The organism is Ruegeria sp. AN11, assembly GCF_056536005.1.
In genome coordinates, this window is sequence record NZ_JBQFJD010000002.1 from 411,604 (window position 1) to 430,767 (window position 19,164).

Consider the following 19,164-nt stretch of genomic DNA (forward strand, 5'->3'; position numbering starts at 1 on the left):
CCGGCCACACCACACCCTGCCGGGCTCGTATTGAATTTGAGAGGTATCATGGCACGTAAGGTCACCAAGGCAATTTTCCCGGTTGCAGGGTTGGGCACACGTTTTTTGCCAGCAACAAAATCCGTTCCCAAAGAAATCATGACCCTGGTCGACCGGCCGCTGGTTCAATACGCCATCGACGAAGCACGTGCCGCGGGAATTACCGAATTCATCTTTGTCACCTCGCGCGGGAAATCCGCGCTTGAGGATTATTTCGATCACAATCTCGTGCTCGAACAGGAACTCAAGGCCAAGGGCAAGGACGACCTGCTGGAAACCCTGAGCGCAACTAACATGGAAAGCGGCGCCATCGCCTATATTCGCCAGCACAAGGCACTGGGTCTTGGCCACGCGGTTTGGTGCGCCCGGCGTCTGATCGGGGACGAGCCCTTTGCTGTCATGCTGCCCGACGATGTGATCGCGGCGGACAAACCCTGCCTGCAGCAAATGGTCGAGGCCTATGAAGAAACCGGTGGCAACATGGTTGCCGCTATGGAAATTCCCAAGGACAAAACCAGTTCCTACGGTGTTCTCGATGTTGGCGAGAATATCGGTACGGTTGTCCGGACCAAGGGCATGGTCGAAAAGCCAGACCCCGATGATGCCCCGTCCAACCTGGCGGTGATCGGGCGTTATATTCTGGGGCCGTCGGTCCTGTATAACCTCAATCAGAAAAAGAAGGGCAGCGGCGGTGAGATCCAGCTGACTGACGCGATTGCCGAAGACATTGTGAACGGTGTCCCTGTTTTTGGATACAAGTTCAACGGTCAGAGGTTCGATTGCGGTTCCAAATCCGGGTTCCTGCAAGCCACAGTGGCCTTTGCGTTGGCACGCAAAGATTTGCGCGACGATCTGAGCCAGTATCTCCATGATGTCGTTGTTGCGGGAAAGGCGGCGCAATAGACCTTTGCGCAACCCGAACCCCTCTTTCAGGGCAACTGAAATCCAAAGGCAAACGTCATGACAACTGTCCATCCCGTCATTCTCTGCGGTGGCTCCGGGACCCGGCTGTGGCCCTTATCCCGCAAGAGCTATCCCAAGCAATTTGTGCCGCTGCTTGGCGAAACCAGCCTGTTGCAGGATTGTGCCGCGCGGATGTGCGGACCGTCTGACGCGCCTTATGCCAAACCGCTGATCCTGACCAATGAAGCGTTTCGGTTCGTTGTACCCGAGCAGCTAAACGGCATTGGCATCGATCCCGGCCCGGTCCTGATCGAACCCGAGGGCCGCAATACTGCCCCAGCCGTATTGGCGGCTGCGCTATACCTGGCTGCTGAAAACCCGGACGCCATCATGCTTGTCGCCCCTTCCGATCACGTGATCCCGGACAAAGCCGCGTTCCACGCGGCTGTTGCCAAAGGTGTCGAAGCCATCCACGAACGCGGTGATCTGGTGACCTTCGGCATCACTCCGGACCGGCCGGAAACGGGGTATGGGTATCTGAAACTCAGCCACGCCCCGAACGCAGACACTGCAGTTTCGCTGGACCGGTTTGTTGAAAAGCCCGATCTCGAAAACGCCCAGGCAATGGTCGCCGATGGCAGCTATCTCTGGAACTCGGGTATTTTCCTGTTTGCGGTGAAAGACATCATTGCAAGTTTCGAACAACACGCCCCGGACCTGATCCCGCCGGTGCAAAAAGCGGTTACCGATGCGCAGACCGACCTTGGATTTCTGCGTCTCGATGCGACCGCTTGGAGCGAGGTCAACGATATTTCGATCGACTATGCGGTCATGGAAAAAGCAACTAACCTGAGCGTCGTGCCCTATGCCGCTGGCTGGTCTGACGTCGGAAGCTGGTCCGCCGTGCAGGAGTTGAGCAATCCTGACGCCGATGGCGTCGCCACAACCGGAGAAGTGACTGCAATCGATTGCCGCAATGTCCTGATCCGGTCGGAATCCCCGACGCAGGAAGTTGTGGCCATGGGGCTGGAAAACGTGATCACGGTTGCCATGCCCGATGCGGTACTTGTGGCCAGCATGGACAAGGCGCAGGACGTAAAACTGGCCGTCGCTGCACTTAAAGCGAAAGGCGCGAAGCAGGCGGAATCTCTGCCGGTGGATCATCGCCCGTGGGGCTGGTTCGAAAGCCTTGTGATCGGGGACCGGTTTCAGGTGAAGCGTATCCATGTCCATCCCGGTGCCGCGCTGAGCCTTCAGTCACACCACCATCGCTCGGAGCACTGGATCGTTGTGGAAGGCACGGCAAAAGTCACGATTGACGACGACGTGCGCCTCGTGTCCGAGAACCAGTCGGTCTACATCCCGCTGGGTGCCACGCACCGGATGGAAAACCCCGGAAAGGTGCCGATGGTTCTGATCGAGGTGCAGACCGGAACATATCTGGGTGAGGATGACATCATCCGTTACGAGGATATCTACGCGCGCGACTAGGCGACCGATTCTCGCACGCGGTTCCTGGCCCTGTGTCAGGCAACCAGCAGTTAATTAGCAAATCGTTTCGCGGGCGTTCGGCCCGGTCGGACAGGATTCATGTGTGCCACGGCAGGGTGGCGCGCAATGCAATTGTCGGACCGACAGCCACAGGAGGACGCCCGTGTCACAGACCTCACCCCGATTGGACCTGCCATTTCTTCAACCTTCGCAGGCCCAGAAACACGTCACCCATAACGAGGCCCTGCGCCGGCTGGATCTCGTGGTGCAGCTCAGCGTGGTGGCCACCAACGCGACCACGCCTCCCCCGGTTCCGGAGCAGGGCGAGGTTCATGCGCTGGGATCTGCGCCAACCGATGAATGGGCGGGTCAGGCAGGTAACCTTGCAGCCTGGCTGGACAACGCCTGGCACTTCCTTTCCCCCGGCATCGGATGGCGCGCCTGGGATCAGACCGCTGGCCAGATCAGGATTTGGGACGGATCTGCCTGGATTGATCCGCCGGTGGCGACACAGAATCCGAACGGTGTCGGCATCGCCACCAGCTATGACGACACAAATCGCCTTTCAGTGCGCGGCCCTGCCACGCTGTTCAGCCATGATGGCGGCGGACATCAGGTCAAGATCAACAAGGCCGGTTCCGGTGATACCGCATCGCTTTTGTTCCAGTCCAACTGGACCGGCCATGCGGAAATGGGGTTGGCTGGAAACACAGGGTTTTCCATCAAGGTCTCTCCTGATGGGGGCAGCTGGACCGAAGCGCTGCGCCTTGATCCGACCACCGGTATCGCGGACGGCGCCGCCGTTCAGGCCAGTGCCGACGACACAACTACAGGCCGCCTGATGCGGGCGGATTACGGATATGGTCCAGGCAATTTGCTGGGGTCTGTATCCGAATCCGGCGGCGTTCCAACCGGTGCGGTCATCGAACGCGGCAGTCCAGCAAACGGAGACTATGTTCGTTTTGCCGATGGAACGCAGATCTGCACCGCCGCATTGAATGCCGTTGCGTGTACCACCGCCGAAGGGACGATGTTTGCAAGCAATACAGACACCTGGACTTTCCCTGTAAGCTTCGCCCCGGGGTCGGCTCCAGTCATCAGTGGCTCAGCGGGTGCGGCATCCCGGTTTGTGGGCTTCGCTTCGCCTTCAGAAACGCAGGTGACCTACAAGGTACTGTCTGCATCCTCGGATGCAGCCACGCACGCGCCGACGGCCATTGCAATCGGTCGCTGGTTCTGAACATCAGGCTGCCCGGGCCTTAGTCCGGGCAATCACTTTGAACGCAGATCTACGTCGTTCTGTTCAAGAAACCACGCATAAGTCTCGCGCAAACCATCCTCAAGCGACACGCGCGAGCGCCAGCCCATATCGGCCAATCGCATGACGTCCATCAGCTTGCGAATTGTGCCATCAGGTTTGGACACATCCTGTGTGATCCGCCCCTCAAACCCGGCAACTTCGGCCACCAGCACCGCCAGTTCAGCAATCGAGATGTCCGAGCCGGTGCCAACATTGATGTGGCTCAGCATCGGTTGCGTGTTTGCCTCATATTTGTCGCGCGGCAGGTCGAGGACGAACAGCGACGCCTCGGCCATGTCATCCACATGCAGGAACTCGCGTCTCGGTTTTCCGGTTCCCCAGATCACAACCTCTTCCAGCCCGTCGCGCTTTGCCTCGTGAAATCGCCGGATCAGGGCAGGCAGAACGTGGCTGTTTTCAGGGTGGAAATTGTCCCCCGGACCATAAAGGTTTGTGGGCATGACCGAGCGGTAGTCGACACCGTGCTGACGGTTGTAGCTTTCGCACAGCTTGATCCCCGCGATCTTGGCAATCGCATACGGTTCGTTTGTCGGCTCTAACACGCCCGTCAGCAATGCATCTTCCCGCATCGGCTGCGGAACTGCGCGTGGATAGATGCAGGAACTGCCCAGTTGCAGCAGGCTTGTGACCCCGGCCGAAAAGGCCTGATGAATCACATTGCATTCAATCATCAGGTTTTCATAAATGAAATCAGCGGGGTACGTATTGTTGGCGTGAATGCCGCCAACCTTGGCCGCCGCCAAAATGACCACATCGGGTCGTTCAACCTGCATGAATTCCCGCACAGCTGTCTGGTCCGTCAGATTAAGCTCGGCTGACGTTCGGGTCACAAGCTCAATCGCTTCACCCCCAGCCTGACGATCCTGCAATCGGCGCAGGATGGCACCGCCGACCATGCCGCGATGCCCTGCTACGTAGATCTTGCGCATGGCGTCCCCCCTCAGCCGTTTTCCAGGCTAACCGGCAGCTCGAACCCGTGCTCTTTCAACAGCGCATGGCGTTTGGCTGTTTTCAGGTCTTCCAGAACCATCTCGGCGCACATTTCCTGCACAGTCAACTCCGGCTCCCACCCGAGCTTCTGTTTCGCCTTTGACGGATCACCCAACAGCGTCTCCACCTCGGCCGGGCGGAAATAACGGGGGTTGATCCGCAGGATGACATCACCGGGCTTCAATGCTGGCGCGTCGTCGCCTTCAATGGCGGTGACCGTCGCAACCTCATCCACCCCTTCGCCCGAAAACTTCAGCGAAATGCCGAGTTCAGCCGCTGACCACTCGATGAACTGACGCACAGAATACTGCTTGCCGGTTGCAATCACGAAATCCTCGGGATTGTCCTGTTGCAACATCATCCACTGCATACGGACATAATCCTTGGCATGTCCCCAGTCGCGCAAACTGTCGATGTTGCCCATATAAAGGCAATCTTCAAGCCCCTGCGCGATGTTGGCCAGACCGCGGGTGATCTTGCGCGTCACGAAGGTTTCGCCTCGGCGTGGGCTTTCATGATTGAACAGAATTCCGTTGCAGGCATAAAGACCATAAGCCTCGCGGTAGTTCACAGTGATCCAGTAGGAATACAGCTTGGCCACCGCATAGGGCGATCTGGGGTGGAACGGCGTCGTTTCCCGCTGCGGTGTTTCCTGAACCAGACCATACAATTCCGACGTCGAGGCCTGATAGAACCGCGCCTTGTCCTCGAGCCCGAGGAACCGGATCGCTTCAAGCAGGCGCAGGGTGCCAATTGCATCCACATCGGCGGTGTATTCCGGAGCTTCAAAACTGACGGCAACATGAGACTGTGCACCAAGGTTGTAGACCTCGTCAGGCTGCACCTCCTGCATGATCCGGGTCAGATTCGAGGTGTCGCTCAGGTCCCCGTAATGCAAATGCAGCTTCGGGTTCGGTACATGCGGATCCTGATAAATATGATCGATGCGCTGCGTGTTGAAGGACGATGCCCGCCGTTTGATTCCGTGAACCTCGTAGCCCTTTTCCAGCAGAAACTCGGCCAGATACGACCCATCCTGGCCCGTGATACCGGTAATCAATGCCTTTTTGGTCATATCTGCGCCTCACAAATATCAATGTGTCAGTTTAGCGTCTCAAAAACAGCAAGAAACCATGGAATGCAAGCCAAGGTCACAGTCAGGCATTGAATCCGGCGGAAGATTCTTCGAATGTGCGGTCGCCAGACTTGGTAATTGGTAAGAAGGATTTTAACGAATGCGTATTGCAATGATCGGAACTGGCTATGTCGGTTTGGTATCCGGTGTCTGTTTCTCGGATTTTGGCCATGACGTGATTTGCGTCGACAAGGCCCGGGAAAAAATCGAGATGCTGCAGGCCGGAAAGGTTCCGATTTATGAACCGGGCCTTGATGTGCTTATGGCCAAGAACGTGGCGGCCGGCCGGCTGAGCTTTACCACTGATTTGACTGCTGCTGTCGATGGCGCGGATGCCGTTTTCATAGCTGTGGGGACACCCACCCGCCGGGGCGACGGCCACGCGGACCTGACTTATGTGATGGCCGCCGCAGAAGAGATCGCACAGGCCATAACCGGCTACACCGTTGTTGTCACCAAATCGACCGTTCCGGTCGGAACCAATCGCCGGGTGCATCAGGTCGTTTCTGCCGCAAATCCCCAAGCCGATTTCGACGTCGCCTCGAACCCCGAGTTTTTGCGCGAGGGTGCCGCAATTGACGACTTCATGCGCCCCGACCGTGTGGTTGTCGGCGTCGAAAGCGACCGCGCCGCAGACGTGATGGCCGAAATCTACCGCCCGCTCTATTTGCGCGATTTCCCGATCCTGACCACCGATCTGGAAAGCGCCGAGATGATCAAATACGCGGCGAACGCCTTTCTTGCGACCAAGATCACCTTCATGAACGAAATCGCGGGCCTGTGTGAAAAGGCGGGGGGCGACGTCAAGGAAGTTGCGCGCGGCATTGGCCTGGATGGCCGGATCGGCAACAAGTTCCTGCACGCAGGCCCCGGCTATGGCGGTTCGTGTTTTCCCAAGGACACCGCAGCGCTGGCCCGGATCGGGCAGGAGCATGCGCACCCGATGCAGATCACCGAAACCGTCATTCGCGTCAATGACGAGGTCAAGAAACGCATGATTGGCAAGATCCGGGACGCCTGTGACGACAGTTTCAACGGCAAGACCATTGCGGTTCTGGGCGTGACGTTCAAACCCAATACCGACGACATGCGGGATGCTCCGTCGCTGACCATCGTCCCTGCCCTGATCGGCGGTGGCGCAAAGGTCCGCGTTGTCGATCCGCAGGGCCGGTCCGAGGGTGAAGCACTGTTGCCCGGCGTCGAATGGTCCGACGATCCGTATACCGCGGCAAAGGATGCGGATGCGGTGGTCATCCTGACGGAATGGAACGAGTTTCGCGCACTGAACCTGACGGAACTGGCCGGGACCATGAAAACCGCAAGGATGGTCGATTTGCGCAACGTCTATTCCGGCAGCACCGCGTTGAAATCCGGTTTTGATACCTATGTAGGTGTCGGGCGCTGAACGCGCCCGCCTAATCCATCAGACCTTATCCAACTGTTCCTGCAGTTTTGCCAGCTCACCTTCGTGCATCCCAATGGACTGTGCCGGATATGGAAAGGCTTTGGCCTGCACCTCGGATTGAAATTCCTTCAGCGCCGCGACCCGCTCGTGATACATCTGCTTGTGCAGACGGCCCAGATTGCCAAAGGCGTGGGCGTGACGCGGAGGATTTTCCGCTTCGCCGCAAATGTCTGCCATGAACAGGAAGATCACGTCACCCGCATTGCCCGACCCCAATGAAATCGTGACGATCGACGTCTTGTCGTTCAGCAAGTTCAACGTGTCTTCGGCGACACATTCGATTTCGCAGGCCATCGCGCCTGCGTCCTCATAGCGCTTGAAGGTCTTGTAGATCTGCATCGCCTCATCGGCGGTACGGCCAAAGGCCCGCAATCCCCCGGCCCAATGGCTGAGCGACGGAACCAGCCCCATATGAACCTGAACCGGAATGCTTTCACGCGCCAGCATTTCCACCACGTCGTACGAGCGGTTGGTGAAATACATGTCCGCGCCCTTTTCCATACACTCGATGGCATGGCGCATGATCTCGTCATTGGTGGCGAACTGGCCCCAGTTCATGGCAGTACCTGCAAAATGGTTCGGTGCAATCTCACGCGCCATGTCCAGGTGCACATCCCACAGCGTCAGTAGGTCGATCCCCGCATCGACACAGGCCTGTATTTCGGCCTCGTTCGCCGGGTTGCACATAGTCAGGCGCCGGCCGGTTTTCTTCAGGTCCAGCAGATCCTTGACGGTATAGTTTCGCCGGGCCGGGCGGCAGCCGAAAATATAGATGTTTTTCATGATCTTCCCTGTTTTCAGATCGCAGTTGCCGGGCCCAATAAGACCCGGCAATGCCCCTTTTCGGTTGGCTTACTCGACTGCCCAGATCCTACGGCGGCGTTCCTTGACCATCTCGTTGCCCTCGTCGGTTCCATCATGGAAAGTATTGAACCACTCATCCCACGGCGTTTCCCAGGTGCCGTAATTGCAGTCAAAGAACCTATGGTGCAGCTGATGAAAGAAGTCTCCGACCAGGAATTTACCCTTGCTGCCGAACTTCACGTGCTCGAACCCGGCATGAGAGGTCGGCGCGCCAATCCCGTGGTGAAACAGCAGAAAGATGGCGTGGATCGGGTGAGACGGCAGCAGGAAGAAAATCATCGTGTCGAACATCAGAAAGAAGCTTTCGACCGGATGCATCGCCAGACCTGACCATGGACCGGTATTGATGTTGCGGTGATGCCAGGCGTGCACCTTGGTATAAAGCGGGCCGACATGCAGCAGCCGGTGCAGCCAGTAGAAATGGAAACCTGCCCAGATCGGAATGAACACAACCATGGCAATGAACCAGATCGGGTTTCCATCAAAGGTAATCATCGTCACCCAGCCACTGGCGTAGGCATACAGAATGAAGCATTCCCAGAACGTCCAGAATGTCAGCGCCGGACCCAGGGTCCAGAACATGTTGTCCCAGACCTGGTTTTTGAAGGTAAAGACCTTGGCGCCTTTCATCATCGGGCGCATATCATAGCGGTATTCATCCTGCTGGGTGCGGAATTTCCACAAGGCCAAATGCAAGCCGCCTGCAACCACCATAAGGATGCAGAAATTGCGAAACCAGATCTCGGCCACCCAATCCCAGCTCAGCGTTTCGACCCGGGCCAGAGACGGAGTCAGATAGGTCCAAGTGATGATCGCGAAGACCAAAAGCAACGCGCGCAACGCCAGGGGATTCCAGCTTTGCAGCAGGTATCGCAAGGTGGCCAGTGGCTTCATCGGCCAGTCCCAATAGGGCGAGGTCTGAATTGGCAATTGCGGGGTATAGTTCCAGATCTTGCGCTTTGGACGCGGCTGGGGGGGTGAATCCGACATGATGTGGCTCGTCTGTTCAATTTGCTGATCGCCACCTTAGGATCTGTGAGGGAAAGCTCAGAACTTATTGTCTTGCCGGTCAGCCTAAGTTTTGCTTAGCCTGATTTCATGGCAACCCGAATTCCTTCGCTGAACTGGCTGCGCGTTTTCGAAGCAGCAGCACGTACCGAAAGCTTTTCCCGCGCGGCCGCACAGCTGAACATGTCCGCCGCCGCCGTCAGCCAGCAGGTCAAGGCGCTGGAAACCCGCCTTGGTACACCACTGTTTCACCGCCACGCCCACGCAGTGACATTGACCGAGGCAGGCCGCGCCTATCTGCCATCGGTTCAGCAATCGCTGCTGATGTTGGAAACGGCAACGACGGGGCTGTTCGGGGAAACACGGGAACAACGGCTTTATGTTCAATCCGTTCTGCTGTTTGCACATGGGGTTCTTGCCGGTGGTCTGCCCGCCTTTCAGGCGGAACAGCCTCGCATCAACTTGTCACTGTCCACAGGCAACATGATCTCGGATTTCGCAAACCAGTTTTCTGATCTGCAAATCGTGTTCGGCAATCCGGCCCTCTTGAACACCGAATGGGACGAGTTGCTGAAAGAGCGCCTTTTCCCGATCGCTCCGCCAGAGAAAGCCGCGCAGATCAAATCGCCCCAGGACCTGTTCAAGTTCACCTTGATCGAGGTCTCAACACACCGCGCAAGCTGGCCGCACCTGTTCGAGGCCCTGCGCCTGCCCGCCGGTCAAGCCCGCTATTTCTTCGCCGACAATTCCCTGATGGCGGCCGAGTTGTCGGCCAGTGGCGGCGGCATTGCGCTGGCCCGCGCGCCCGCATCGGACAGGATAATGCAACTGTCGGGACTTGTCCCCTGCCTGCCCGGTATCAGTGTTCCGGGACAGGAAGCCTATCATTTGATCTATCCATCGCGCACCGCGCTGCGTCCTCCGGCTCGTGTGTTTCGCGATTGGCTGCTGGACTATAGTGCAGCCGTCCAGACGCGGTAACGTCCCTGCCCCGTGACCTCCCGGATCAAGCCGCGACGTGTGAAACGGTCGAGGTTTCTCTGAACCGCCGCACGCGAGGCTTGGGTCAGTTCCTCCGCCAAAGGTGCCGATATCATGGGCCAGGCCGTCAACGCGTCAAGCAATAGCGGAGGCGTCCGGCCGCTCAGATCCTGCGTGGCGTCACGGGCGCGCTGTTCCCACGCGCTCACACGATCCAGATGCAGCAGTGCGGCCAGAACCGCCTGCCCTGCTCCGCTCAGCCATGCCTCCAGTTTTTCTCTCGGCTCGCCAGTCCCGCGCAACGCGCCCGGGCCGGACAACGCAAGTGGAAGAAACAGTGCCCCGCCCCGCCCCATCTTCGCGGCAAGGCGCGCGGCTATGATTGCCGCCTCGGTGTCCTGTCCGATGCCCTGCGCCAGACTGCGCCATGCGTGAAACCCAACTGCTGCCTGCGTTATCGGGTGCAAACTGTCCGTGTTGCGCATGACGTCAGCCAGATCGGCCACTGCTTCGGGTACTTCTTCGACCCCCTGACCCATTCGGTCCAGAAACGCGGTCAATCCAGACTCCCACCCGCCTTCTGACGGGTCGGCACCTGTCGTCAGGCGGCGCACGGCCCAGCCCGCGCGAAACAGGGCCTGAATGTCATCGCCGGTCGAGCCCAGCCGCAAACCGGTCCACAGCGCCAGACGATCGGCGCTGATCCGGTCCCCTGTCCACCAACCCAGGTCAGACACTTCCATCAAGGCCAGACGATGGCCCCATCCTTTGGGCCCTGCCCGCAGACGCTCGTCCAACGCGCCGAAAGTGACCGCGACATCGGCCAGTTCACTGGACAACTCCGACTGCCCTGCATACCAGTCGCGAGGGTCAAACAACAGGCGTTCCTGCGCCCGCGTTCCGGGCGTCAGATAGTCCGGAAGCGTTTCATCTTCGTCCGGAGGCAGGAACCAAAGGTCTTCGTCCTCGGACGGGTCCGCGTCATAGATACTTTGCGGGCCGAGCGGGTCGGCCTCATCATCCGGGTCAGGCAGGACGGTTCGGGGCTTCATGCCCGCTATTCTTCGGGCAAATTCGCGGGTTCACAAGGCTATTTCGCGGCTCAGCCAGCAAACAGCGCAGTCAACGTGTCCAACTGCCCACCAAGGTCAGTTTGCGCGTCGCTGCCCAGCAGCATGTAACCATAGCCACCCTGCGCCCATGTGGCCGTGGCCAACCCGCTGAGAACCGCCTGTTTTACGTCCTTATTCGGGGCCGCCGGTCCCTGCCGTATGACACAAAAGGCCAAAGGCTGCCCCTGCGCATCCGCGAATACAATCTGAATCAGAGGTTTGCCCTTGAACGACAGGACCTGCGCCCGCTTCAAATCAAGGCCCGGCAGCGCCTCGAGCGCATTACGGTTCAGGGACCGTCCAAGCTGTTCCTCGGCCTGTGCGAATTGCACATCCAGCGCGGCAGGAGAGTTGTCCAGCGTTGCAATCGTATCCGGCACGTATAGCGACTGATAGATCGCGGCCTGTTCCGCCCAGCCCATCTCGGCCGGGCGCGTTGCCCAGAACGTCGCCGACACCGCAATGACGGCAACCGAAGCCGCAATGGCAAGCAGACGCCATGAGCCAGCGACCGACCTTGCAGGTGTTGATACGTAGGTATCCGGCAAATCGACGTGCGGCGTTTGGGCAGGCATCGCCTCGAACACCTGCTTCACCACCGGTGCAAACGGGTCCAGCGCCATCAGACGTTGTTCCAATGTCGGATCATCCGCAACTGCATCTTCGATCGCGCGGGCCTCACCCGCGTCCAGGGTGCCTTCCAGATACGCCACTAGCGTCTCGTCGGAAAACTTCATTTGCCACTCCGTCGAACGACATCCGCTGCGCCTTGCTGCATCACGTTTTTCAGTTTCTGCCGGGCGTTGGAAAGCCGGCTCATGATTGTCCCTATCGGCACCTCCAACAACGCGGCAGCCTCGCGGTAGCTATAGCCTTCGACAAACACAAGCATTACCGTCTCGCGCTGCGCTTCTGGCAGTTGCATCACCTGTGTAAACACTTCAGTGGCGAAAATATTCGTCTCAGAATCGTTTCCGGGTGCAATTAAATCCGCCTCGGGCGTGACCGACAGTGCCTGGGCTTTGCGAACCGATCGCGCGCGCACCTCGTTCAGCCAGATCGAGCGACAGATCGTCATCAGCCAGCTGTCCAGCCGATCATGCGATGTCACCTGATGGTGACGCTCCAGCGCACGCAGGCACGTGGACTGCAAAAGATCGTCTGCAACGTCCGACGCGCCCGACAATGCCAGCCCAAGCCGCCAGACACGTTTTGAGTATGACTGGATCGCGCCGCGCACGGCCTGTTCAGAACTGATCTCACCACTCGTCGAATAATTTGCGACCTGTGTGGGTTTGTTTTTCACGGACCGGGCCCGCGGGGTCAGGATTGACACAGACTCAGGAGGAAAGAAATGAAACTTCTGCTTACAGCAGTCACGATTGCGTCGGCAATTGTTGCAGGCCCGGCGCTGGCAGACAGCTGGACACTGGCCCCGGAAGGCTCGCACCTGGCATATGGCTCGATCAAGAAAGACACGGTGGGCGAGGTCAACAGCTTTACCCGTCTCAGCGGTCACGTCAGCCCGGACGGCAAGGCGGACATAAAGATCGACCTGTCTTCAGTCGAAACGAATATCGACATTCGAAATGAACGGATGATCGAATACGTGTTTCGCAAAGCCGGAAGCGCAACGCTGACCGCCCAGCTCGATATGGATGAGGTTTCCGGGCTTGGTATTGGCAAAACCACAATCGTCGATGCCGAAGCTGTCTTGTCGCTGGCGGGCACTGACGCCGCGTTCGATGCCGAAATGTTCGTGGCGCGCCTGTCCGAAACATCGGTCATGGTCTCAACCAACGATATGGTGTTCCTCAGCACGGAAGATGCAGGCGTCAACGCCGGGATCGATACGCTGATGGAACTGGCGGACCTGCCGGGCATTACCCGAACCGTGCCGATCACCGCGCGACTGATCTTCACCAAGGACGACAAAAAGGCCGAGACAGAACCCTCGGCCCCGATCGCCCTCGCCGCCGTCGAGGGCGACATTAAGGCTGGCAAAAAGGTCTATCGCAAATGCAAGGCCTGTCACCAGTTGCAAGAGGGCCGCCACGGTGTCGGCCCCTCTCTGCACGGGATCATCGGCGCAACAGCGGGTCAGAGCGACGGTTTCAAATACTCCGACCCCTTGCAGACCTCTGAAATTGTCTGGACGGCAGACGCGCTCAGCGCGTTTCTGTCCGATCCGAAAAACACCGTTCCCGGCAACCGGATGCAGTTTCCCGGACTGAAGAACCGGACCGACATCACCAATCTCATCGCCTATCTGCAATCTGAATCGCAGGGCTAAACAGAAATCCCGCTTTTCAATCGCTGGGTTGCCACGCTATCCCTTGTGCTGAACTACCGGCGCAGGGGACAGGCATGAGCGATATGGTCAAACTAAATCTGGACGAAATCCGGCAGCTAAGCCTGAACGTACTCATAAAATCCGGGTTTGGATCGGCCCACGCAGCGGCAATCGCAGACATGCTGACCACTTGCCAGATCGATGATTGCCAGTCGCACGGGCTGTTTCGCCTGTTCATGTGTACCGAGACGATGCAGGCGGGCAAGATCGATGGCCATGCCGCGCCGGTTTTGGCCCCATCGGACAACGCGATCGTGCGGGTCGACGCGCAGGGCGGCATGTCGCTGCTGGCGTTTCAGCAGGCCTTGCCGGTTCTGATCGAAAAGGCCCGCACCAACGGCATCGCCGCGATGGCGATCAATCGATGCTTTCATTTCTCTGCGCTCTGGCCCGAAGTGGAACGCCTGTCATCGGCCGGGCTTGCCGCGATGGCAATGGTCCCAAGCCATTCGTGGGTGGCCCCCGCAGGCGGAACACGCGGCAGTCTGGGCACCAACCCGCTCGCCTTCAGCTGGCCCAGGTCAGGAAAAGATCCGTTCACCTTCGATTTCGCCACCAGCGCCTTTGCCCGCGGTGAGATCGAACTTTATAGAAGGGCAGGAAAACCGCTGCCCGAGGGCGTTGCCATCAACAAACACGGCAACCCGACCACCGATCCTCAGGCGGCCATGGACGGTGCCATGCTGACCTTCGGCAGCTACAAGGGGTCGGCCTTGTCGATCATGATCGAGTTGCTTGCCGGTCCCCTGATCGACGACCTGACCAGTCTGGAAAGCATGGCGTTTGCCGAGGGCGCGGGCGGTGCGCCCTATCACGGCGAGATCATTCTGGCATTTGACCCCGATCAGTTCAGCGGCGGCAAAACACAGGAGAATGACGCAAGGGCCGAACGGCTTTTTGCCGACATTCTGGATCAGGGCGCGCGGTTGCCGTCGCAGCGGCGATTTGCGGCCCGCGCCCGCAATACTGCACGCGGGTATGTCGAAATCTCCAAAAACCTGTACGACGATTTGCAGGCTTTGTTGTAACTGTAGAGGCGGGTCGTTTTCACCTCTTCCCCTCTTGGGCGGCGCTGGATAAGAAGTCCTTCCAACCGTAGTTCAGGAGGCCTCATTGGACCGCATCGCCCGCACTATCGCTACCGAGATCAACGCGCGTCCCGAACAGGTGGGCGCAGCGGTCAAGCTGTTGGACGAAGGGGCCACCGTGCCTTTTGTCGCCCGTTACCGGAAAGAGACGACAGGCGGGCTGGATGATACGCAGTTGCGGGTTCTGTCGGACCGCCTGACCTATCTGCGCGAACTGGATACCCGCCGCGACAGCATCCTGAACTCAATCAAGGATCAGGGAAAGCTGACCGAAGACCTGGCCAAATCCATCGCGCAAGCCGACACCAAAGCGCAGCTGGAAGACATCTATCTGCCGTACAAACCCAAACGTCGGACCAAGGCGATGATCGCCCGCGAAAACGGGCTGGAGCCGCTGGCCGATGCCATTCTGGCCGACCGTTCTGCCGACCCTGAAGCCCTGGCCCAAGGTTTTGTGAACGATGCGGTACCTACAACCAGGGACGCGCTGAACGGTGCCCGCGACATCATCACTGAACGCCTGACCGAAAATGCTTCGCTGCTGGGTGAACTGCGCAGCTTCATGCAACGCGAGGCAGTGCTGAGCGCAAAGGTGATTGAAGGCAAGCAGCAGGAAGGCGCGAAATTCAGCGATTACTTCGACCATTCCGAGCTGTGGTCCAAAGTGCCCTCGCATCGCGCGCTGGCAATGCTACGCGCCTCGAAAGAGGGGATCGTGACGCTGGACATCGCGCCCGAACCCGAAACCGGCGCAACACGGGCCGAAGCGATTGTGGCCGCACATCTGCAGACACGCAGCGATGGGCCGGCAGATAAATGGCTTCGCAAAGTGGCGGGCTGGACCTGGCGGGTGAAACTGTCACTGTCGATGATGGTCGAACTGATGGCGGACCTGCGCGGCAGGGCGCAGGAAGAGGCCATTCAGGTGTTCTCCCGCAACCTCAAGGACCTTCTGTTCGCGGCGCCTGCCGGCGCACGCGCAACGCTGGGCCTGGACCCCGGAATTCGTACCGGCGTTAAGGCGGCTGTGGTGGATGCAACCGGGAAAGTGGTAGCCACGGATACCTTGTATCCGTTCCAGCCCAAAAACGATCTGCGCGGGGCGCAGGCTGCAATCCTGAACCTGATCTCAGCCTACAAGATCGAACTGATTGCGATCGGCAACGGCACCGCCAGCCGCGAGACCGAGCGATTGGTAGCTGACACGCTGAACCTTTTGCCTAAGACGGTGAAGGCCCCGACAAAGGTTGTGGTCTCGGAAGCCGGTGCCTCGGTCTATTCGGCATCGGAACTGGCCGCGCGGGAGTTTCCCGACCTCGATGTGTCACTACGCGGCGCGGTGTCGATCGCCCGGCGACTGCAGGACCCCTTGGCCGAATTGGTCAAGATCGAGCCGAAATCGATCGGTGTCGGGCAGTACCAGCACGACGTCGACCAGCACCGCCTTTCCCAATCGCTTGATTCCGTGATCGAGGATGTGGTGAACGCCGTGGGCGTCGACCTGAACACGGCCTCGGCCCCGTTGCTGTCGCATGTTTCCGGTCTGGGGCCTGGGCTGGCCGAAGCGATTGTGATGCATCGCGACCTGCATGGCGCGTTTCAATCCCGCAAAGAGCTGCTGGATGTCGCCCGCCTTGGTCCGCGGGCCTTCGAACAATGTGCGGGCTTCCTGCGTATCCGCAACGGGGCCGACCCGCTGGACGCGTCCTCGGTCCACCCCGAGGCCTATGACGTCGCGCGCCGCGTCGTGGCGGCATGTGGACGTGACATTCGGCAAATCATGGGACATGACGGCGCCCTGAAAGGTCTGCGGGCCGAGCAGTTCGTCGACGACCGCTTTGGCCTGCCGACGGTACGGGACATTTTTTCCGAGCTGGAAAAGCCCGGACGCGACCCGCGCCCAAGCTTTGTGACCGCCTCATTCACCGACGGGGTGGAAGACATCACTGATCTCAAACCCGGCATGATGCTGGAAGGGACCGTCACCAACGTTGCGGCCTTTGGGGCATTCGTTGATATCGGCGTTCATCAGGATGGGCTGGTGCATGTCAGCCAGCTGGCCGACCGGTTTGTCAAAGACCCGCACGAGATCGTCAAGACCGGTCAGGTCGTCAGGGTTCGTGTGGTGGAGGTCGACGTACCCCGCAAAAGGATCGGTCTGACCATGCGCAAGGACGGAGGCGCCTCTGCGCGTCAGGACCAAACCTCGCGCGGCGCGGGAAAGGCCAGCGGTCAACCAAAACACCGCAACACGCAGCGACCGGGCTCAGGCGGAAACGCGCAGAACGGCGCACTGGGTGACGCTCTGCGCTCTGCGCTCAAAAACCGTTAAACGTCGCTGGCCAGCGTTCCGTGAAAAGCTGGTCGCACTGCCATTTCGTGGGCAGGACTTGCCGTTGGTTCTGAGTCGAGTCCTGGCACTCAAATTTGATTTTTTCGAAAATTAATGGCACGCGGAATGACGTTTGGTTTCGGAAACAGTTTCGGGTGCCAACAGACAGATCGTCCAGATATACGCGCGGGTATGATGGTGCAATCTACCAACAGGCCAGCGCAATTAATTGTTTAACGAAGGTTTGTTATGAGGTTTCCTGTGACTTCTGCGCTTTCTGCTGGCCAGTTGTAAAACCGTTGGATTTGACTCGACACGGCCCCGCACCTTCACCGGTTCGGCGGTCACATGACATCGGCGCGAAACGACCCGTTTCCTCAACGCATCCCCGCAATTGACTTTTGCATGGCTACAATCAACGCATCGCGTTTTTGCGACAACTCGCCCGGTGTCATGCCCCTTGCTTCGGCCTGAACGCCCTCGGTCAATTGTTGAGCGACCTGATCGGACAGATGGATCTGACCCAGATCGTCCCACCAGCCGTTGAACGTATCGGCGAAGTGATCGCAAAATGCCTTCAGCCCACCTTCACCCGCCCCAAGGTTGAACAGCATGGTCGGCCCCATGGCCGCCCACCTGAGCCCGGGACCGGCCCAGACGGCCTTGTCGACATCCTCGACAGAAGCCACACCCGAGACAACCAGACTGACGGCCTCGCGCCAAATGGCCGCCTGCAGACGGTTGGCCACGTGACCGGGCACTTCCTTGCGCAAACGGATCGTTGTTTTTCCAACGCTTTCGTAGAATCCCTGCGCCGTCTCGACCACCCCGGGGGCCGTTTTGTCGTTTCCCAACACCTCGACCAAGGGGATCAGGTGCGGCGGATTGAACGGATGGCCCAGCACAAAACGCGAGGGATCCTTCCAGCCGGGCTGCATCTGGCCCAGAGTCAGGCCGGACGCCGAACTGGCGACAATTGCACCGGGGGCCAGGGCGGGCTCGATCACGGAAAAGGTTTCATGCTTGACCGGCAGCCGCTCAGGCACGTTTTCCTGCACGAATCCGGCGCCTTCGACCGCGCTGGCCGCGTTTGTATGGAAGGTGATCGCGTCGGGCGTGCCATCTTTGGTCAACCCAAGCTCGGTCATCGTGGGCCACGCCGTTTCGATGTAGTCGCGCACCTTACGCTCAACATCGGAGGCCGGGTCGAACATCGCGACCGAACGGCCGGATGCCAGAAACAAGGCCGCCCAACTGGCGCCGATCACCCCGCCGCCAAGGCAGGCCGTGTGTTTGAACTCCATCAGAACAATCCCGGATTGAGAGGGGATGCGGCGGTCATGCCGCCATCCACAGTAAACAACTGGCCTGTGGCGAAACTCGCTTCGTCCGAGGCAAGCCAGACCGCCATGCTGGCGATGTCTTCGGGCTTGCCGAAACGGCGCATCGCATGTCGGGCAAGCGCATCCTGCCGCGCGGCCTCGGGGTTTGATGCAAGGTCGAAACCTGAATCCAACATGCCCGTTTCGATCCAGCCCGGGCAGATTGCGTTACAGCGTATACGGGGACCATGATCCACGGCAATCGACCGGGTCAGTCCATGCACAAAGGCCTTGGACGCATTGTAAAGCGCCATCGAAGGATCCGCGACCTGCCCCGAGATCGAGCCGATGTTGATGATCGACCCGCCTTGGGGCATTCGGGGGATATATGCGCGACACATATTGAACACGCCCCGGCAATTGGTCCCGATCACGGTATCCCAGTCAGCGTCGGTGCTGTCAGCCACCGTTCTTTCGACCTGAACACCGGCATTGTTGACCAGAATATCCATCCCGTCCGTCGCGCTGGCCAGTTCCTCTACGGCAGCGGCGTCCGTGACATCCAGCGGGTACCAAGTGACACTGTCTGGCAGCCCTTCGGGCCTCGGGCCACGCCCGCAGGTCGAAACCGTCGCATCCTCGCGCAGAAAGGCCTCGACAATCCCGCGCCCAATGCCTTGGCGGCCACCGGTCACAAGTGCTCTTTTTCCAGCCAGCCGCATCAGTTCGCCACCATTGCCTTGCCACGCGGACGTGTTCC

General features: G+C 59.2%; 17 protein-coding genes. 8 read left to right on the forward strand and 9 right to left on the reverse strand.

Features of this window, described 5'->3' with window-relative positions; translation table 11 throughout:
* Window positions 1-48 precede the first annotated feature (48 nt).
* The 3 genes from galU to ACR3EQ_RS21795 all read left to right on the forward strand — a co-directional run bounded on the left by galU (window position 49) and on the right by ACR3EQ_RS21795 (window position 3,673).
* Entirely contained in the window at window positions 49-942 is an 894-nt protein-coding gene (gene galU / locus ACR3EQ_RS21785) for a UTP--glucose-1-phosphate uridylyltransferase GalU (RefSeq protein ID WP_170611383.1), read from the forward strand.
* Between the two features lie 57 nt (window positions 943-999).
* Window positions 1,000-2,433, forward strand: a complete 1,434-nt coding sequence (locus ACR3EQ_RS21790; protein WP_480492094.1) for a mannose-1-phosphate guanylyltransferase/mannose-6-phosphate isomerase — start codon at window positions 1,000-1,002, stop codon at window positions 2,431-2,433.
* A gap of 163 nt (window positions 2,434-2,596) precedes the next feature.
* On the forward strand, window positions 2,597-3,673 hold the full coding sequence (locus tag ACR3EQ_RS21795; RefSeq protein WP_480492095.1) for a DUF2793 domain-containing protein: 1,077 nt from the start codon (window positions 2,597-2,599) through the stop codon (window positions 3,671-3,673).
* Between the two features lie 32 nt (window positions 3,674-3,705).
* Here ACR3EQ_RS21795 and fcl read toward each other — a convergent pair whose 3' ends face one another.
* On the reverse strand, window positions 3,706-4,683 hold the full coding sequence (gene fcl, locus ACR3EQ_RS21800) for a GDP-L-fucose synthase (protein WP_170611389.1): 978 nt from the start codon (window positions 4,681-4,683) through the stop codon (window positions 3,706-3,708).
* Between the two features lie 11 nt (window positions 4,684-4,694).
* Window positions 4,695-5,819, reverse strand: a complete 1,125-nt coding sequence (gene gmd / locus ACR3EQ_RS21805; protein ID WP_480492097.1) for a GDP-mannose 4,6-dehydratase — start codon at window positions 5,817-5,819, stop codon at window positions 4,695-4,697.
* Window positions 5,820-5,979: 160 nt separating this feature from the next.
* On the opposite strand from gmd, the gene ACR3EQ_RS21810 reads away from it, so the two are divergent.
* Window positions 5,980-7,284 carry a UDP-glucose dehydrogenase family protein gene (locus tag ACR3EQ_RS21810; protein WP_170619394.1) on the forward strand — a complete coding sequence of 435 codons (1,305 nt, stop codon included), beginning with the start codon at window positions 5,980-5,982 and terminating at the stop codon, window positions 7,282-7,284.
* An 18-nt stretch (window positions 7,285-7,302) separates the two neighbouring features.
* Here ACR3EQ_RS21810 and ACR3EQ_RS21815 read toward each other — a convergent pair whose 3' ends face one another.
* Both ACR3EQ_RS21815 and ACR3EQ_RS21820 read right to left on the reverse strand, forming a co-directional pair.
* The gene (locus ACR3EQ_RS21815; protein ID WP_480492098.1) at window positions 7,303-8,127 is read right to left on the reverse strand and encodes a 3-methyl-2-oxobutanoate hydroxymethyltransferase; all 825 of its coding nucleotides are present in this window, start codon (window positions 8,125-8,127) and stop codon (window positions 7,303-7,305) included.
* A 69-nt stretch (window positions 8,128-8,196) separates the two neighbouring features.
* Window positions 8,197-9,198, reverse strand: a complete 1,002-nt coding sequence (locus ACR3EQ_RS21820; RefSeq protein WP_480492100.1) for a sterol desaturase family protein — start codon at window positions 9,196-9,198, stop codon at window positions 8,197-8,199.
* A gap of 108 nt (window positions 9,199-9,306) precedes the next feature.
* On the opposite strand from ACR3EQ_RS21820, the gene ACR3EQ_RS21825 reads away from it, so the two are divergent.
* Window positions 9,307-10,197, forward strand: a complete 891-nt coding sequence (locus ACR3EQ_RS21825) for a LysR family transcriptional regulator (protein ID WP_170611399.1) — start codon at window positions 9,307-9,309, stop codon at window positions 10,195-10,197.
* Here ACR3EQ_RS21825 and ACR3EQ_RS21830 read toward each other — a convergent pair.
* From ACR3EQ_RS21830 to ACR3EQ_RS21840, 3 genes are read right to left on the reverse strand one after another with little or no spacing between them, the layout of a single operon-like run.
* Entirely contained in the window at window positions 10,170-11,249 is a 1,080-nt protein-coding gene (locus tag ACR3EQ_RS21830; protein ID WP_170815953.1) for a hypothetical protein, read from the reverse strand. The genes ACR3EQ_RS21825 and ACR3EQ_RS21830 overlap by 28 nt on opposite strands.
* 50 nt (window positions 11,250-11,299) lie before the next feature.
* Window positions 11,300-12,046, reverse strand: a complete 747-nt coding sequence (locus ACR3EQ_RS21835) for a hypothetical protein (protein WP_170611403.1) — start codon at window positions 12,044-12,046, stop codon at window positions 11,300-11,302.
* Window positions 12,043-12,615, reverse strand: coding sequence for an RNA polymerase sigma factor (locus ACR3EQ_RS21840; RefSeq protein WP_480492102.1), 573 nt, complete (start codon window positions 12,613-12,615; stop codon window positions 12,043-12,045). The genes ACR3EQ_RS21835 and ACR3EQ_RS21840 overlap by 4 nt, the downstream gene beginning before the upstream one ends.
* A 48-nt stretch (window positions 12,616-12,663) precedes the next feature.
* Between ACR3EQ_RS21840 and ACR3EQ_RS21845 the strand changes: the two genes are divergently transcribed.
* The 3 genes from ACR3EQ_RS21845 to ACR3EQ_RS21855 all read left to right on the forward strand — a co-directional run bounded on the left by ACR3EQ_RS21845 (window position 12,664) and on the right by ACR3EQ_RS21855 (window position 17,082).
* Complete coding sequence (locus tag ACR3EQ_RS21845) at window positions 12,664-13,602, forward strand: c-type cytochrome (RefSeq protein ID WP_170619397.1); 939 nt, start codon at window positions 12,664-12,666, stop codon at window positions 13,600-13,602.
* Between the two features lie 74 nt (window positions 13,603-13,676).
* Complete coding sequence (locus tag ACR3EQ_RS21850; protein ID WP_480492104.1) at window positions 13,677-14,690, forward strand: Ldh family oxidoreductase; 1,014 nt, start codon at window positions 13,677-13,679, stop codon at window positions 14,688-14,690.
* Between the two features lie 85 nt (window positions 14,691-14,775).
* A complete protein-coding gene (locus tag ACR3EQ_RS21855) occupies window positions 14,776-17,082 on the forward strand; it encodes a Tex family protein (RefSeq protein WP_480492106.1) in 2,307 nt (768 codons plus the stop codon).
* Window positions 17,083-17,459: 377 nt separating this feature from the next.
* Here the strand turns inward: ACR3EQ_RS21855 and ACR3EQ_RS21860 are convergent, their stop codons facing one another.
* Together ACR3EQ_RS21860 and ACR3EQ_RS21865 are read right to left on the reverse strand one after the other, a co-directional pair.
* Window positions 17,460-18,386, reverse strand: coding sequence for a 3-hydroxyacyl-CoA dehydrogenase NAD-binding domain-containing protein (locus tag ACR3EQ_RS21860; protein ID WP_170611410.1), 927 nt, complete (start codon window positions 18,384-18,386; stop codon window positions 17,460-17,462).
* Window positions 18,386-19,126, reverse strand: a complete 741-nt coding sequence (locus ACR3EQ_RS21865; protein WP_170611412.1) for an SDR family oxidoreductase — start codon at window positions 19,124-19,126, stop codon at window positions 18,386-18,388. Before ACR3EQ_RS21865 ends, ACR3EQ_RS21860 begins: the two co-directional genes overlap by 1 nt.
* Window positions 19,127-19,164 lie beyond the last annotated feature (38 nt).

Bases quoted from the DNA above. Each gene is read 5' to 3' on its own strand.
- galU (WP_170611383.1), top strand. From the start codon at position 49: ATGGCACGTAAGGTCACCAAGGCAATTTTCCCGGTTGCAGGGTTGGGC.
- ACR3EQ_RS21790 (WP_480492094.1), top strand. From the start codon at position 1,000: ATGACAACTGTCCATCCCGTCATTCTCTGCGGTGGCTCCGGGACCCGG.
- fcl (WP_170611389.1), bottom strand. From the start codon at position 4,683: ATGCGCAAGATCTACGTAGCAGGGCATCGCGGCATGGTCGGCGGTGCC.
- gmd (WP_480492097.1), bottom strand. From the start codon at position 5,819: ATGACCAAAAAGGCATTGATTACCGGTATCACGGGCCAGGATGGGTCG.
- ACR3EQ_RS21810 (WP_170619394.1), top strand. From the start codon at position 5,980: ATGCGTATTGCAATGATCGGAACTGGCTATGTCGGTTTGGTATCCGGT.
- ACR3EQ_RS21815 (WP_480492098.1), bottom strand. From the start codon at position 8,127: ATGAAAAACATCTATATTTTCGGCTGCCGCCCGGCCCGGCGAAACTAT.
- ACR3EQ_RS21820 (WP_480492100.1), bottom strand. From the start codon at position 9,198: ATGTCGGATTCACCCCCCCAGCCGCGTCCAAAGCGCAAGATCTGGAAC.
- ACR3EQ_RS21825 (WP_170611399.1), top strand. From the start codon at position 9,307: ATGGCAACCCGAATTCCTTCGCTGAACTGGCTGCGCGTTTTCGAAGCA.
- ACR3EQ_RS21830 (WP_170815953.1), bottom strand. From the start codon at position 11,249: ATGAAGCCCCGAACCGTCCTGCCTGACCCGGATGATGAGGCCGACCCG.
- ACR3EQ_RS21835 (WP_170611403.1), bottom strand. From the start codon at position 12,046: ATGAAGTTTTCCGACGAGACGCTAGTGGCGTATCTGGAAGGCACCCTG.
- ACR3EQ_RS21845 (WP_170619397.1), top strand. From the start codon at position 12,664: ATGAAACTTCTGCTTACAGCAGTCACGATTGCGTCGGCAATTGTTGCA.
- ACR3EQ_RS21850 (WP_480492104.1), top strand. From the start codon at position 13,677: ATGAGCGATATGGTCAAACTAAATCTGGACGAAATCCGGCAGCTAAGC.
- ACR3EQ_RS21860 (WP_170611410.1), bottom strand. From the start codon at position 18,386: ATGGAGTTCAAACACACGGCCTGCCTTGGCGGCGGGGTGATCGGCGCC.
- ACR3EQ_RS21865 (WP_170611412.1), bottom strand. From the start codon at position 19,126: ATGCGGCTGGCTGGAAAAAGAGCACTTGTGACCGGTGGCCGCCAAGGC.